The 15759-nt window shown below is 41.9% G+C and carries 11 protein-coding genes; 2 read left to right on the top strand and 9 right to left on the bottom strand.

All coding sequences use genetic code 11. From position 1 onward, the window contains the following. Window positions 1-40 precede the first annotated feature (40 nt). Window positions 41-889 (bottom strand): helix-turn-helix domain-containing protein, encoded by an 849-nt coding sequence (locus QUE03_RS02795; protein ID WP_286264877.1) that lies wholly within the window; start codon window positions 887-889, stop codon window positions 41-43. A gap of 156 nt (window positions 890-1045) precedes the next feature. Continuing rightward, window positions 1046-1861, bottom strand: a complete 816-nt coding sequence (locus tag QUE03_RS02790) for a GNAT family N-acetyltransferase (protein ID WP_286264875.1) — start codon at window positions 1859-1861, stop codon at window positions 1046-1048. Window positions 1862-2474: 613 nt separating this feature from the next. Between QUE03_RS02790 and QUE03_RS02785 the strand changes: the two genes are divergently transcribed. After that, a complete protein-coding gene (locus tag QUE03_RS02785) occupies window positions 2475-2666 on the top strand; it encodes a hypothetical protein (protein ID WP_286264873.1) in 192 nt (63 codons plus the stop codon). Window positions 2667-2742: 76 nt separating this feature from the next. Here QUE03_RS02785 and katG read toward each other — a convergent pair whose 3' ends face one another. Together katG and QUE03_RS02775 are read right to left on the bottom strand one after the other, a co-directional pair. Further along, window positions 2743-5010 carry a catalase/peroxidase HPI gene (gene katG / locus QUE03_RS02780; RefSeq protein ID WP_286264871.1) on the bottom strand — a complete coding sequence of 756 codons (2268 nt, stop codon included), beginning with the start codon at window positions 5008-5010 and terminating at the stop codon, window positions 2743-2745. Between the two features lie 391 nt (window positions 5011-5401). Further along, window positions 5402-6334 carry a hydrogen peroxide-inducible genes activator gene (locus tag QUE03_RS02775; protein WP_286264868.1) on the bottom strand — a complete coding sequence of 311 codons (933 nt, stop codon included), beginning with the start codon at window positions 6332-6334 and terminating at the stop codon, window positions 5402-5404. A 629-nt stretch (window positions 6335-6963) separates the two neighbouring features. Between QUE03_RS02775 and QUE03_RS02770 the strand changes: the two genes are divergently transcribed. Then, window positions 6964-8898 carry a spermidine synthase gene (locus tag QUE03_RS02770; RefSeq protein WP_286264866.1) on the top strand — a complete coding sequence of 645 codons (1935 nt, stop codon included), beginning with the start codon at window positions 6964-6966 and terminating at the stop codon, window positions 8896-8898. A gap of 20 nt (window positions 8899-8918) precedes the next feature. Here QUE03_RS02770 and QUE03_RS02765 read toward each other — a convergent pair whose 3' ends face one another. The 5 genes from QUE03_RS02765 to QUE03_RS02745 all read right to left on the bottom strand — a co-directional run bounded on the left by QUE03_RS02765 (window position 8919) and on the right by QUE03_RS02745 (window position 15723). Beyond that, window positions 8919-9227 (bottom strand): cupin domain-containing protein, encoded by a 309-nt coding sequence (locus QUE03_RS02765; RefSeq protein WP_286264865.1) that lies wholly within the window; start codon window positions 9225-9227, stop codon window positions 8919-8921. Window positions 9228-9252: 25 nt separating this feature from the next. Next, window positions 9253-9849 carry a GNAT family N-acetyltransferase gene (locus QUE03_RS02760; RefSeq protein ID WP_286264862.1) on the bottom strand — a complete coding sequence of 199 codons (597 nt, stop codon included), beginning with the start codon at window positions 9847-9849 and terminating at the stop codon, window positions 9253-9255. Between the two features lie 21 nt (window positions 9850-9870). Further along, window positions 9871-10266, bottom strand: a complete 396-nt coding sequence (locus tag QUE03_RS02755) for a DUF3224 domain-containing protein (RefSeq protein ID WP_286264860.1) — start codon at window positions 10264-10266, stop codon at window positions 9871-9873. Window positions 10267-10356: 90 nt separating this feature from the next. After that, on the bottom strand, window positions 10357-12318 hold the full coding sequence (locus QUE03_RS02750) for a metallophosphoesterase family protein (protein WP_286264858.1): 1962 nt from the start codon (window positions 12316-12318) through the stop codon (window positions 10357-10359). A gap of 198 nt (window positions 12319-12516) precedes the next feature. Beyond that, window positions 12517-15723, bottom strand: coding sequence for an amidohydrolase family protein (locus QUE03_RS02745; protein WP_286264855.1), 3207 nt, complete (start codon window positions 15721-15723; stop codon window positions 12517-12519). Between the last annotated feature and the right edge of the window lie 36 nt (window positions 15724-15759).

The raw sequence follows: 15759 nt of genomic DNA, 5'->3' as shown, positions 1-15759 counted from the left end.
CAAATAGTCACCAATTATCCTCATGGTTGCTCAAGTAGCGCTACTTCGCTTTAAGACCAGTAATACCGCCGTAAATATCAATAGTTAATCCCCTTTCTTTAGCGTAAGTATTGGGCGTTAATCCTAATTGGCTTTTTAAGTACCTGATCAAATGTGGCTGATCGCTAAAGCCAAATTTAAATGCCACGTCCACCCAATTTATTTCCTCTTTGCTGAGCGGAGCAAGATACTCCAACATGGCCTCAAGCCTATTCATAGATTGGCATTGTTTAAGCGTTATCCCTGTCACTTTGCTAAATGTTCTCTCTAAGGTTCTTTGAGAGCAGTGCAATGTTTTGCCCATTTCTGCAATGACGGCGCTGTCTAATATTTGCAATGCCCTTGATGTCAGTTCACTGTATCTATCGGGCTTAAATTGGGATAACCAGGGCACAAGCAAGTTATCGAGTCGCTCGGAGCAGGCTTTCTCGTTTGATCTCGCAAGATTAAGCAGGCACGAGATATTCAAATCCGTTTGTAAGATTAATGCTGGGAAGTTAATAGGCTCTATCTGATTCAACCTAGGGTGTGATTGATTCGGTAACACGGCAGAATACAAAGCTCCTACCTTAAACTTAATACCCAAGTGAATAAAAGGCTGAGAGTGGTCAAGTTGATACGTGTGTAAATACGGAAACAGAAGATGACTCCCAACACCCGATGCACAAACGCCGTCAACGTCATAGGAATAAGGTTGAGTTGCAGGAGAAATAATTAAATGCGCACTTGGATCAGGGTTCAATTTAGGAAACTGCGCTCTCTCTGCTCCGTGTTTTTTCTCAATCATCCAATAGCATTCAACAAACATTGCTACGAGTGGTGACTTAGGACGATGTAACCAATGAATCATAGAAGTCCGAAAAGTGAGAATATTCACTTACTATATGGACAATGAGTGAAAATTCATAGGTTTTGTCTCCCTACGCAGTCAACATAAAGCCGGTAAATTTAACCAAACGCAATTTACGTAGTAAGAAATACTCTGTGGTATTGATAGCAAGTAAACTTATTTAAAATCAAATTGTACAATTCGATGAGGAGCAAAAAAACCCGCTTTGGCAATTGCTTTTTGTGCACCCAAATTAGCACTTTCAGTAGAGCATATCGCTTTTAGCCCTTGGCATTTAGCAAGTTCAACAAGATGATTTAAGACACGAGTGGCTAGTCCTTGATTTCTTTGTGTTGGTGCGACAATCACACCTAAATCTACATATTGTGTTTGAATATCATCAAAACGTCGACACTCACCCGTTGCTGCAATTTCTTGGTTTACCGCGTAGAACCATAATTCTTGTCGCTCGATCAGATGACGATAATAACCCATGAGCCACTCTTTCGGCGCGCTGATCGCATTAACAGCAAAGGCAACTAAAGGTTCAAGTTGACTGGTATCGGCTAAAGTCATTTCAATGCTATGGACGTCATTTACTTGGTTCACACCCATATGCTGATACATCAAGGCATTAACGCTTATTGTCGGCAAATTATCGAAACATAACGATAAGTATTGAGGCTCAGCGGTACTGACGAATGCCCCATTAATATCGCCAATCACGGACTCTTTACCTTGAATGATCAAGGCGAATAAATCGTTAATTTGTGAATGCAGGTCATTGGGTAGATAGAATTGCAACATATATCCGTCACTTTTTACACAGCAAAAGCCGACCAAGTTTTTATCATCATAAAAGCCATAGTGCGCGGCCATAGGAACAAAACCAAAATGCCACATGCCGTCTAGTGGTGAGGTTGATTGTGAAAAATAGGCTTGTTTTAATTCGGATAACTCATTTAGCTGTGTAATTTCTTTAATCGTTAACATCGATATAATTCCTACTTGTGTAATCAATCTTCGTGGAATTGTCCAACATAAATGTTGCCACCACGACTCAATGAACGCCAGCTTACAGCGGTGAACATATTCAATATTGAACAAAAACGACAAATGGACTAATGAAGTAGAAATGTAATAACTGAGCACCAAGCTATATTCACGCCAGCGATGATTGGGAATTACGTGCCGGCATACGTAAAGAATATTGGGACGTAACAGCGTTTCAGCACCTTGTGGATGTTATTAACCAAATAGATGGCGTAGAAGACACTGAGGGCGAGGATAAATTAGGGCTGTACTCAGGCAGCACTATAACCAGATGGATCAATTCGGTCTTGATGTGCAAGCCACCATTGATGATTGGTTGTGGAAGCTGGAAACCATTTATCGCACCACAGAGGATGATGACTTTTGGGCTAGCCAAGCTGGCTTTTAATACACCTACATTGGCGTATTCGAGAGCAATGCAGCTCTAGGCTTATTGCTTGAATATGGTTGGGATTCTCGAGGCGAAGGTAGCGAAAACTCACCGAAAGCAAGCGTGTAAAATGATATTTTTTTCGGCAGTCATCTTGCGTTTAATGACATACAAAGCAGCGAGATGTTGGTGGGATTAGGCGCAGACCTAGACCACAATGCCTTTAGCTTTATTGTTGAAGCAAATCGCCGTTTTGGTGAAAGCGTTAAGATAAGCTTAGACGTGAGACTGATGCAAAGCACTGAGGCTAATGATGTTCTATACAGCATTAAAGAAGACGACCATCTTCAACTAACCGTTGAATATTGCTACTAAAGAAAAGGTGATGAGATACTTACTCCTTTAATATCTCATCACGCTTTACCTCATGAGCTTTTTGCTTAGTGAGCTGTTACTTCAGGTCAAATCGATCCGCTTGCATCACTTTTACCCACGCCTTGACAAAATCGTTCACAAAGCGTTCTTGAGCATTATCATAAGCATAAGCTTCAGTGACCGCTCGTAGTTCAGATGAAGAGCCAAAAATTAAATCTACTGGTGTTGCAGTAAACTTTACTGCCCCAGTTTTGCGATCTACCCCCTCATAAATATCACCTGCTTTACGCCACTTGGTCGCCATGTCCAATAAGTTAACAAAAAAGTCATTTGTTAAGCTGCCTGGCTTATCCGTAAATACGCCATGTGAGCTGCCATCGGTATTTGTGTTTAGTACACGCATTCCGCCAAGTAACACGGTCATTTCAGGAACCGTTAATCCTAACTGATCGGCTTTATCCACTAATGCCGCAGTCGGCGATTTGTAATAACCTTTCTCGTAATAATTACGGAATCCATCCGCGTGTGGTTTCAATAACGAGAATGAAGTGATGTCCGTTTGCGCCTGTGTCGCGTCACCACGACCAGGAACAAATGGGACTTGAACATTGACACCAGCTCGCTTAGCCGCTTGTTCTACTGCCGCAGCTCCGGCCAAAATAATGGTATCGGCTAATGATATTTTTGCAGCGCCATAAAATGCACGGTTAAAGTCCTCATGAATTGACTTTAACTTGGTTATAACTTTACTGGCTTCAGCAGGGTTATTAACTGCCCAATCTTTTTGTGGCGCCAGCGCAATACGTGCTCCGTTTGCACCACCGCGCATATCAGAATCACGATAAGATGATGCAGATGCCCAAGCCACTTTGACCAGCTCAGAAACGGTTAAACCTGAATTTAAGATCTCAGCTTTTAGTTTAGCGATATCTTTTTGATCAACCAGTGTGTGATCAGGTTTAGCAATTGGGTCTTGCCAAATGTGCGCTTGTTGAGGGAAATCTTGACCTAAATAATTGTCACGTGGCCCCATATCTCGGTGAGTTAGTTTAAACCAAGCTTTCGCAAACGCTAAACGATACTCCTCAGGGTCGGCGAGGAAGCGTTCGGCTATTTTTCTATAAGCAGGGTCAACCTTAAGGGCTATATCCGCGGTATTCATTACTGGCGGGTTAAATTTACCTTTTACGTGCGCATCAGGAACCGCACTATGCAAAGATTCATCGGATGGCACCCAAATGGTTGCCCCAGCAGGGCTTTTAGATAGCTCCCAGTCAAATTGCAATAAGTTGGATAAATACAAAGATGTCCACTTGGTTGGCGCTTGCGTCCATGCGCCTTCCAAGCCACTTGTAACTGTGTCTTCAGAATGCCCCTTACCGCAACTGTTTTTCCAACCTAGGCCCTGTGTTTCAGTAGGTGCCGCACCAGGCTCCTCACCAACACACTTGCTTGCTTTGTGCGCACCATGCATTTTGCCAAAGGTATGACCGCCAGCGATTAACGCAAGTGTTTCCTCATCGTTCATCGCCATGCGTGCAAAGGCTTCTCTGACATTTTTTGCTGACGCTAAAGGATCAGGCACACCACCTGGCCCTTCAGGGTTAACGTAGATCAACCCCATATGAACGGCAGCTAATGGTTTTTTCAATTTGCCATTTGTATCACGACGATCGCTGGCCAGCATTTCAACTTCTGGTCCCCAGTAAACCAAATCCGGCTCCCAGTCATCATCACGGCCCGCAGCAAAACCGTAGGTTTCAAAACCCATGTTGTCTAACGCCACATTGCCTGCGAGCACAATAAGATCGCCCCAAGAAATCTGCTCACCATACTTTTGTTTAACAGGCCACAATAAGCGACGTGCTTTATCTAAATTGCCGTTATCTGGCCAACTATTTAGTGGATCAAAGCGTTGTTGACCACCACCTGCGCCACCACGACCATCTAATGTTCGATAAGTACCAGCGGCGTGCCAAGTCATGCGGATAAACAACGGCCCATAATGGCCCCAATCTGCCGGCCACCAGTCCTGCGAGTCAGTTAATATACTGGCGATGTCTTTCTTCAATGCCGCCATATCAAGTTGGGCGAAAGCCGCTTTATAGCTGAAATTCTCACCGAATGGATTTGAATTAGAATCATGATCTCGCAAGCTACTCAAGTCGAGTTGATCAGGCCACCAAAATTGATTAGATTTAGCTTGATGCGGGGCTACTTTACCCACCCCCATAGCACCTTTAGGTTTGCTAGTGTTACCAGTAAACGCTAAAGCATTTTGATTCAGTGTTAACGCTAATGCTCCTGCGAGCGCAGAATACTTAAATATATTAATTGCTTTCATTGTCTGATTGCTCCCACTTAAATTTTAATGTTGTTTTACAAAACAAAGTCTAAAATTGATCGGCAGGTTGTTAAAATTGAATTAATTGAAGTTGATGTTCGGTTTTATTTATCGCTCTAGTTAGCACGAGGCAAATGACGGGCTGTTTTCCACAACACACTGCCCGTCTAACAAAAATGACGCTAATACCTTATTATTATTTAGGGCTAACTACAGGCTTTGAGCAGCAAATCTGATCGCCGTAATAATTGTTTGAATAGTTACAGCGCAGCGATTCTTTAATCGGTTTGCTGAAAACGTGTGTAATGCGGTTAAGTAATTTTTTCATTTTTTCTCCTGTCTCGAAAATTAGACTGTTGTTTTTACTAATGCTTGGTTTTAATACTTTTAATTAAGAAGAAGCTATTGTTTGATTTCTTGAGTCGTAACATTTGCGCTCAAGTTGTTTCGTGAAGATGTTCTGTAACAAAGTTAGCTCTTTGGCTCTGGCAAAATTGGGTCGTATTACAAAAGCGATGGTGCGATGAGGCCCTGGCTCATTCAAATGAATGGCACTTAATTCTGACTCATTAGTTACTAGCTGATCTATTGCCATGTGCGGAACCAAGGTTGTACCCAGTTTTCCTGCCACCATTTGTATTAGCGTATATAAACTTGCCGAGTCGAAGCCCGAATCTGACTTTCGTGCTTTAAATCGACAAGCGGCCAGTGCATGCTCTTTTAAACAATGGCCATCTTTTAGAAGCATAAGTTCATCAATTGCTAATTCTTCACTGGTAATTTCTTGCAACTTTTGGGGGCATTCATCTTTATGACACACCCAATAGAAATCTTCTTGCCAGAAATCGAAGCTCATTAAGCCATCTATAGGGTAAGGCAATGCCATTATCGCAGCATCGATCTCACCGTTTCTTATTTGTTCAACCAAAACATGAGATTGGTCTTCAATAATGTTTAGTTTCAAGCTAGGGTATTGCTGTCGCACCTCAGGTAGTACTTTAGGTAAGAGGTAAGGGCCAACTGTCGGGATCACCCCAAGAGTAAGCGGATTGATAAATGGTTTTTTATCCCGTTGTGCAATTTGCACTAATTCATCCAATTCAATCTTAACTCTTTTCGCTCTTTCCAGTATCAATCGTCCATTGCTTGTCACTAGAACTTGCTTGTTATTTCTTTCAAAAATCATGACACCTAATTGCTTTTCAAGCTCATGTATCGCAGTACTTAACGCTGACTGTGACACATTGCAAAGGTCAGCCGCTTTTTTAAAGTGCAGTGTTTTTTCAATAGCTAACGCGTAATGTATTTGTTTAATGGAAATCATAAAACCCCATAACATATAGTTTTATAGGCTTTTTAGTAGCCAAACATAGATGAATTGTTTTGTCCGGTATCAACCACTATTGCTGATATACCTGCTCAGTTTGACGAGGCCAATGCGACAATGAACAATGTTTTGTACATAGCATGAAAGTGCTCAAATTGTTCTGCCCATCTGCGCTAAGCCTGTTTCCCCATCGATAGATTAGAACGTGTTTTCGTCAGACGTGTACATAGTATATCTACACAATTCATTATTAAAATTGATTAAATCGATGGTTGTATTCTGAAAAATCTATCAGGGTGATAGCAGATGTTAATTAGATGACTAAAGACTTGAAATTGATAATGGCGAAGATAAGAAGTGCTGGCACGGCCTTATATTCCATGCGCTGTTTTTCATATTCTGTTACGACTTTAATTAATGTTATTATAAGGATATGCAAATACTAGTTGTTATGATTAGCGATTAAGTCGTTTCCTTATTCGATAATAAATGGACCTTTAATTTTTATCATGCTTTATGTTCTAACCATTTTCCTTAGTGCGTTCTTGCTGTTTCAAATTCAGCCACTTATCGCTAAAACAATTTTACCTTTGTTTGGTGGCGGGGCGTCGATTTGGACGACATGCATGTTATTTTTTCAAGGTTTTCTGCTGTTAGGCTATCTTTATGCCCATGGCTTAAGTCAATTACAGAACATAAAGCATCAGCTAGTGATCCATGGTGGATTATTGCTCGTTAGCATACTGTTTTTGCCATACTCACTCGCTATCTCTGTTAACACGTCTGTTTCAGCAACACCATTATTTGATATTTTAATAATATTACTGTCTACCGTTGGGGTCCCCTATTTTGTGCTTTCTGCTACTGGACCATTAGTGCAGCGCTGGCAAAGTTTAGCTGCACGAGACAAGCTACCGTATAAACTATATTCAATTTCAAATATAGGCTCACTTTTAGCACTGTTAAGCTACCCGTTTGTGATTGAGCCGTGGTTAACATTAGTGAATCAAGGTTGGGCTTGGACCATCAGTTATGTCATTTTGACAAGCCTATTTTTAGCGTTGATCTGGCAACTTTATCAACAAAGCCAACATCTAGGTGCATCAATAAAGCATGAACAGTCAAGCCAGTTTAATGAATCTAAATGGGTGCCCTTGTTGTGGCTTTGTCTTTCAGCTGTCGGTGTCATGCTGTTGGTGTCGACCACAAATGCCATGACTCAAAATATTCCACCGGTGCCTTTTTTGTGGATACTGCCTTTATGCTTATATTTGCTGACGTTTATTATCTGTTTTCATAGCCCTAAGTGGTATGTTCGTTGGTATTGGTTTGCATTTTTCACGCTCAGTGCCTTCGCCGCCATTTTGATGTTTTTTATCGGGTCCCAGTTTGACATCATCTCACAGACCTTGATGTATTCATTCATTTTATTTTCTGCCTGTATGATCTGTCACGGAGAATTAGTGCACTTAAAACCTCACTCGAATAAGCTAACAAAGTTCTACCTTTACATGTCATTAGGCGGGTTTTTAGGCAGTGTTTTTGTCTCTATAATTGCCGAAAGAGTGTTTGTTCAGTTCACAGAGTTTCCCTTAGCCATTTTTGCCACGACCCTGTTATTTATGCTTTGCATCGCAGTTGATAAAGCTAAATTACGCTTTCCAAAAGTCGTTGTACAAAGTGTTTTAGCTGTTCCACTAGGGTTATTGATTTATTTATTCATGCTTTTACAAGGACAATTTGACCAGCATGATGTAGCCAGCAAACGAAACTTTTATGGTTTACTAAAAGTGGTTGATGTTAAAGTATCGGGCCAACAAGAGCGCCGATTGATCGACGGAACAACCTCTCATGGCACACAAATACTAAACACTGAACAACACGCGATTCCTCAAAGTTACTACCGCGAAGATACGGGTGTTGCGCTCGCTTTAGAGAGCTTAATACCTGTCGGTAATAGCTTTGAGCCATTAAACGTTGGTCTTATAGGCTTAGGCGCAGGAACATTGGCAGCATACGGGAAACCACAAGAGTACTATCATTTTTATGAACTTAACCCTGCGGTAAAAACATTTGCAGAGCAGTACTTTAGTTACATTGAACAATCAAAGGCTGTGGTAGAAATTTCATTGGGGGATGGCCGCGCATTATTACAACAAGAGGCTTTGGAGTTTGGTAGTCAAGGTTATGATGTGCTAGTTGTCGATGCCTTTTCTGGCGACGCGATACCGACTCATTTGCTCACTCAAGAAGCGTTTGAGCTGTATTGGGTTCATTTGAAAGAACAAGGCGTATTGGCACTGCATATCTCTAATACACACTTAGATTTGAAAGCACTGACACGAACCTTGGCTAAAAGTATTGATAAACAGGCGGTCTATTTTAAGAGTGAAGCAAACGATGAAAATACCAATGATGCTGAGTGGGTACTAATTACTAATAACCAGCAGTTTTTATCAACTTATAAAGTCAAAAAACTGATCACGCCCTGGCCTGAATCTTCTAATAAAACATTACTGTGGACAGATGATTATTCCAATTTGTTTTCAGTATTAAAATAGTGCATTAAAGAGATTGAATTTTAGGATTCAAACCAAAATTCAATCTCATCGGTTTCTTGTTTAAATTCAGCAGCATGCACAGCGTTTGCAGGAACATGATACCATTGCCCAATACCGTAGCGGGAGACTATACCATTAAGGGTTAATATCAATTCGCCTTTGGTGATCACGCCCCAATTTTCCGTTTCATGAGTATGAGGACCAATGACAGTGTCCGCTGGATAGGAGGCAAACAATATGTCACATTGTTCAGCGTTCATTCTCCTTGCATCAAAGCGGCCATTGTACATTGGTAACTCTTTTATTTTATCTGGATAGTTCCCTGCCATATTTTAAATCCTCCATGATTACCAATTATTCAGTTTGATTAAGTTTAAAGGCTAAAGACTTTTTCACCGACGGCCATTCATTGTTAATAATTGAAAAAACAACGGTGTCTCGATAGGCGCCATCAGGTTCAACCGAAAAGTTTCGCAATACACCATCTTGTTTTGCTCCTAGGCGGGCAATGGCGTTGCGCGATGCGTGATTATGCCAATGGGTTCTAAATTCCACAGCTATTGCCTTAAGATTTTCAAAAGCATGTGATAACAGCAAGTACTTACATTCAGTATTAACAATAGTACGTTGCACACTTTTTCGATACCAAGTATAGCCAATCTCAACTCTTTTATTTTTTGTAACTGCGTTACAAAAACGAGTGCAGCCAAGCAATTGGTTAGTGTCTTTATCAAGCACGACAAATGGTAACGCTGTACCATTACTTTTATCCTTAAACGCGACCTCGAGGTAAGTATCAATAGTTTGTTCTGATGGAACCTGAGTAAACCAGAGCGTTGATAACTCCCCATCGCTCGACGCTTCAACTAACGCATTACGATGTTCACTAGATAACGGCACAAGCTTTACGTGCTCTCCAATCAGCTCAAGCTCTTGCAACCATGTACTCATTTCATACTCCTTTATTTCTCTCTATAGCTCAAAATTAAACAGGTATTGCGCTACGCCCCCTGCAGGTGCTGAAAACTCTCCGCTACCATAAAGGCCACTAAAATCGTCCGTGCCAGAATGTGCCACCACAACAAATGAACTGCTGGCTACACCGTCTTCAAACTTACCCAAGTGACGGACAATAAACTGTCCTTTTTTATCACCAATAGCCGCTATTATCGTTTCAAAACCAACAAATTCAGCCACTGTAGGCGAGTGATATGACATTAAATACTGCAATGAACTGCTGCCTTCAATATCACCACGATAAGTTTGTGTTATTTTAGCGTGGGACTGTTTTGTGCCGTCCGCTTGCTCTACATAGGCTTCTTCATTCCATGTACTGATTTCAAAATTACCTGTACTTGTAAATTTCATGCTTTCTCCTTGTTTTCAAACCGCTATTGCACGCATTTTGCCATATTATCCGTGCCTCAATTTGGCAATTCAGACGCCTGAATTTTGAACTCAGTCGTTACTAGACTTGGATTCAAATTGAACGATTTCTCCACTTACCGAGATGGTTTCAGTGCTCACCTGTTCACAATGATGACTCAACCTCACCTCGCCTACACCACTGCCATTAAATAGAGTTTTGTTCGGTGATGTACTGGGTTTTCTGACGCGGATGCGCATTCTACGCCGCTTTGTGAACCAATTAAGCGGTGAGTACTGCCCGTAAAGGTAGTAATTAAGTCGTTCCAAAACATTTAGTAGCCCGGCCGGAAACTCATTTTTAATACCACTACAGGTAATTTGAATGATGCGAGAGCTGTTGCGGCGAAAACGGTGGGTGACGTCATAAACAAACGAATAATGAACATCGCCTGATAAAATAACGAAGTTAGGTGGCGTTTTGTGATGACGAAATATATTGAGCATCACGTTCGCGGTGCCCGAATGCGCCATCCAGTTTTCAGCATCAACCGCCAGCGGCTTACCGAAGAAGGTAAAGATGCGCTGCACGGCTTCAATCACTTTCACGCCATAAATAGGTGCAGGAGAAACCATGATCACTGCTGGTTGATTGATTAGTTCTTGCTGCAAGGCTGACAATGATTCCCAATCCATTAAACCAGAAGGTTTTGATGCATCATCTTCTGAGCGCCAGCGCTGCGTTCTTGTATCAAGCACGACTATTTTAGGCGTCGTATCTAAATGATAATGCCAATGTTCCCAAGCCAACACTTCTGAAACTAACAGATCATGTTCTTGCACCCCCTGTGCGCTAAAGCAGGGTTGGATTTTTTCAGATAAACCTTTTAGCCGATCAACGCCGTTACCTAAACCTTGGCAGAGATAGTAGCCGACCAGAGCATTCCCAATAATACGCTTAGCAAATGGATGTTCATAAGCCGCTTCTTCCCAGCCTCGGGTTAGGTTCCAATCATCTGTGATGTCATGATCATCAAAAATCATATAGACAGGAATATGAGCAAGTGTACGCCTGACGTGAGATAGGCTTTGGCTAAATGCTTTGATAATCACCAGTTCATCTTGGTATTTTTTTCGATGTTTCTCCGGCAGGAATTGATCGGTATCGATGTCCACCAAAGACCACATCGTGGGCGACCACGTTAAAATATACATCGCGATGACTTCCGACAAAGTCACTAAGTGGTTTTTCGCGTTAACAGAAGTAAATATAGGTTTCTTACTGGCGGCAAAAACGCGGTCAATCCAAGAGCGATTGACTCTGTCTTGCGGTAAAAACAAATGGCGATTGTAATAACAATTTTCATGTTCAAAAAGCTGCAAACTGGTGGTGAGAATATCACCGTCTGTTGCATCGTTCTCCCACGACTCCGTATACAAGCCTAAATGGGCAATCACCTGATGAATAGCCGACAACATGGGACCTGCTACATCATCTGCATACACTTGATCGCCTGACATCATCAATAACGAAGGACGGTTCTCAGCTGTGAAGTCTTGTTGTTCTATTCTTTGGTCTAAAGTAGCTAAACCGTCTTCACTTGGAAAGTGCGGCTTACGACAGGAGCCATGCCACAATTTCTCAATGTACGGTTTTAATACAAAACTTGGCCTAGCTTGACCCGAGTATAATAAATCAGGAATTGCTTGACTCAGCAGGACGGTTTCGTCTTTGAACTTCAATACAAGCTCGTATTCAATCAAAGTATGAACTGGTAGTTCTTGCTCCAACTTGACGGTCACTTGGTTGATAAACGCGTGTTCACCCACTTGTGTGCGTAACAGCTCGGCGTCCGCAATGTCGCGATCAACAAGTACCTTGCTGTTCTCTGCATTAAATAATTGGCAAGCAAAATCAAAAGGTTTCGATGTGACCAACCAAAAGGTGATGTTGTTGCTGTCGCAGTGACGCAGCAACGGGCCTGCCACAATGGAAGGTGGGTTTACTAAACTGATATCAGATACCTCAATGGATGACGTTCTATAATCAATCATTTAGCTATAGAAATAGTTATTTGTCTATCTTTTCAGGCAAGAAGTTTTTAAGAAAAAATTACAGAGATTCAGATGCACGAGGTAAAGTAATTGAAGTAGTAGGTGCAAGAAAATTAGCCGTAATAAAAAAGCCCACTATGAATCAAGTGACTCATAGCAGGCTTTACTTATTTATTAACAATAATTGTTTATTACTGACTACTGCTCAAAGTAGAATTTTTCACGCTCATTATCATAGTTACCAATTTCATTCATGGTATCGGCATCGTACAAACGACCGTTAATCATTGTATGAGTCACTTTGTCACTTAGGCGAATATCAAGTGTGATATCTCCATCAATTACGATTAAGTCAGCAAGCTTACCGGTTTTAATTGAGCCTATTTGATCATCTAAACCTAATGTTTCGGCCGGAGAAATAGTGGCAGTGCTTATCGCCTCTAAAGGTGTCATACCACCTTGTGCCATCATCCACATTTCCCAATGCATCGCTAGACCCTCACGTTGACCGTGACCACCGGAGTTGATATTAACACCAAGTTTTTGCAACTCTGTCGCCACTGTCGCTACGTTGATGTGATTATAGTGATGATGTGGCGCTTTTGGACGACGCATAGAACGTGCATCCAAAAACTCGCTCGGTACATATTTGCTTAGGCGTGGGTGTTTCCAGACATCTGTAGTGTCATACCAGAAATTTTCCCCCGCAATACCGCCAAAGGCAACGGCCATAGTCGGTGTATAAGCCATACCCGATTGTGACCAAAGCTGTTTAACATCATCATAAATGCGCTCTGTCGATATCGAGTGTTCTAACGTTGTATGACCATCAACCACCATGGTTAAATTATGCTGTAATAATGAACCACCTTCTGGCACAACCATCATTTGTGCTTCACGTGCTGCTTGAATCAACTGTTGACGCTGGTTACGTCGTGGTTGGTTATAGCTTTTCACACTAAATGCACCGGCCTTTTTCAAGCGTTCGATATGGAATTTAGCATCATCTAGACTGTCAACATGTGAGGTATACCCCGCCGCTGTTGCACCGTATAAAATAGTACCGGTTGAGAACAATCGCGCAGCAACAATATCACCCGCTTTTTGCATTTCACTAGCAGCAAAGAACTCTGTGGTATCGTTTGAAGGATCATGGATTGTGGTTACACCTAAGGCCAGACCAGCATAATTTTTCCAATTCTGCTGCGGAATAATTTCATCCGTTCCTTGTGGGCCATGAGCATGAGCATCTATTAGCCCTGGCATAATTGATTTACCAGAAATATCAATGACATGCGCATTTTTAGGGATATTGACGGAAGCCTTATTACCGACTGCTTTGATTTTGTTTCCTTCAACCAGCACGACACCGTTGGTGATCACTTGCCCTTTTTCCATGGTCACAATTTTGCCGCCTACAAAAGCAACCGTACCTGATGGCATATCGGCTTTTTTGGTGAAGCTTAAGTTTGTTTGTGTTGGCTTAGCGCTATCGTCTTTGGCTTTATCTGCTGCGTTGTCATTTTGAATATCAAATAAATCGCCAACACTTGCTTGGTATAGGTCAGCACCTAGACTCCAGTAAATTTCATTTGATTTACTGTTCCAGCTTAAACCTTCACCTGCACGTACCGATAATTGTCTCACAGGGAAGTTACGTGCGCTGGGTCCAGTATCAATCACATCACCACGCTCAACTAGAGGCGTTACAAAGACTTTAAAACGCTCTGAGAACGCTAAGAATTCACCATCAGGTGATACTTTATACTCTGTGGCAAACTTGCCTTGATATAATGTTTTATCGTTGTTGCCGTCTAGATCTACGCGAGCAAGTTGTGTTTTCTCACCGCTGCGCACCACATAGATACGATCATTATCAACACCGAAGTGCGGCTGCACACCATTGTCAGTCACTAATGACGATTTACCGCCTTTTGCCGAAACCGTGTAGATGCCAGGGTTTAATCCCCAAGTAGGATTGGTAATATAACCACCTGAAATTTTTCGGTATACCACGGTTTTGCCATCAGGAGAGAAGCTTGGTTCAACATATTTACCGGGCTCCTTTGTGATCACTTTCGCAGAGCCACCGCGACTAGAAACGACATTGACTGTGCCAAGTTCGTTGTCATCCCAGCTTACATAGACCACTTTTTTGCCATCGCGTGAGAAACTTGGGTTGTATTCAAACTTACTTTTTTGTGTCGTAAGGCGACGTGGCTTTCCGTCAGGTAAGGTGCGAGTATAAATGTGTCCCATTGCTTCGAAGACCACTTTTTTGCCGTCTGGTGAGATTTCCACATCACGCAGCATTTTGACATCAAATACTGGCTGATCTAAATTTTGCTTGAAACGTACAGCAGTTTGAATTTTTTTGTCCGTTTTAACATGGAATTCAATGTTTTTAGCTTTTTTAGATTTGAGGTCTAACTGCTTTATTTTACCGCCAGCCCAAAAAATAATGCTCTTGTTATCAGGTGTCCAGGCCATAGTTGGATACACACCATGAATCGCCCATGTTTCTTGCATGTCGCGATCTAAATCTTCATAAACAAGCGTTTCTTCGCCGCTCTTTAAATCATACAAGTACAAATTAGGCTGAAAATCATCACGGCTAATGTAGGCTAGGTAACGACCATCACGTGAAGGAGTTGGTCGAATAGCGCCACCTTTACCTGAAACAATGACATCAATTTCACCGGTTTCTAACGTCAGTCGCTTAATTTTATAGATACCCTTTTCAGAGTCTTTGCTGTAGTGGAACGTTTTACCTGGTGTTGCATCTTGTGAAAAGTAAACATACTTCCCATCGTGAGAAAAAGCCGGCTCACCTAAGTCTTTCTGTTGATTAGGGCGCTTGGTTAACATTGCACCTTGGCCGCCGGTTTTATGATATAGCCATACTTCGCCAGCACCCAATGAGCGAGAGCCTGTGTAATGCTTACGACCGACTATATAGTTACCGTCAGGAGACCACGCAGGGCTGTTCAGTAAACGAAAGGTTTCATCAGTGATCGCTTTTTTATTGCTACCATCAACATTCATGATCCAAAGGTTATCACCACCATCTTCGTCTGAAGTAAAGGCGATGTGTTTACCGTCGGGACTAAACCTAGGTTGCATTTGCCATGCAATATCTGTCATTAGAGGCTTAGCTTCACCACCAGTTATCGGCATCGTATAAAGATCACCCAACAAGTCAAATACAACGGTACGGCCGTCTGGGCTAATATCGACATTCATCCATGTGCCTTGGGTAACATCAATACTTGCGGTTTTAAACTGTCCTTGTGGATCATTGACAGACCATTGTTCTTCTTTAGCTTTTTCAGCAAATACCGATGCAGACAAGCTCAGGCTCAAGGCCAATGATAAAGCAGAAATCTTCGAGAATTTTTTTGACATATTTCGACTACCTGTAAAGGTTTTAGTTTGTTGTTG

Source organism: Thalassotalea atypica, from assembly GCF_030295975.1.
Classification (GTDB): Bacteria; Pseudomonadota; Gammaproteobacteria; order Enterobacterales; family Alteromonadaceae; genus Thalassotalea_F; species Thalassotalea_F atypica.
This window is presented reverse-complemented; position numbering and strand designations above follow the sequence as displayed.

Coding starts and splice junctions, on each gene's coding strand:
- QUE03_RS02795 (WP_286264877.1), bottom strand. CDS start 889: ATGATTCATTGGTTACATCGTCCTAAGTCACCACTCGTAGCAATGTTT.
- QUE03_RS02790 (WP_286264875.1), bottom strand. CDS start 1,861: ATGTTAACGATTAAAGAAATTACACAGCTAAATGAGTTATCCGAATTA.
- QUE03_RS02785 (WP_286264873.1), top strand. CDS start 2,475: ATGTTGGTGGGATTAGGCGCAGACCTAGACCACAATGCCTTTAGCTTT.
- katG (WP_286264871.1), bottom strand. CDS start 5,010: ATGAAAGCAATTAATATATTTAAGTATTCTGCGCTCGCAGGAGCATTA.
- QUE03_RS02775 (WP_286264868.1), bottom strand. CDS start 6,334: ATGATTTCCATTAAACAAATACATTACGCGTTAGCTATTGAAAAAACA.
- QUE03_RS02770 (WP_286264866.1), top strand. CDS start 6,964: ATGTTATTTTTTCAAGGTTTTCTGCTGTTAGGCTATCTTTATGCCCAT.
- QUE03_RS02765 (WP_286264865.1), bottom strand. CDS start 9,227: ATGGCAGGGAACTATCCAGATAAAATAAAAGAGTTACCAATGTACAAT.
- QUE03_RS02760 (WP_286264862.1), bottom strand. CDS start 9,849: ATGAGTACATGGTTGCAAGAGCTTGAGCTGATTGGAGAGCACGTAAAG.
- QUE03_RS02755 (WP_286264860.1), bottom strand. CDS start 10,266: ATGAAATTTACAAGTACAGGTAATTTTGAAATCAGTACATGGAATGAA.
- QUE03_RS02750 (WP_286264858.1), bottom strand. CDS start 12,318: ATGATTGATTATAGAACGTCATCCATTGAGGTATCTGATATCAGTTTA.
- QUE03_RS02745 (WP_286264855.1), bottom strand. CDS start 15,723: ATGTCAAAAAAATTCTCGAAGATTTCTGCTTTATCATTGGCCTTGAGC.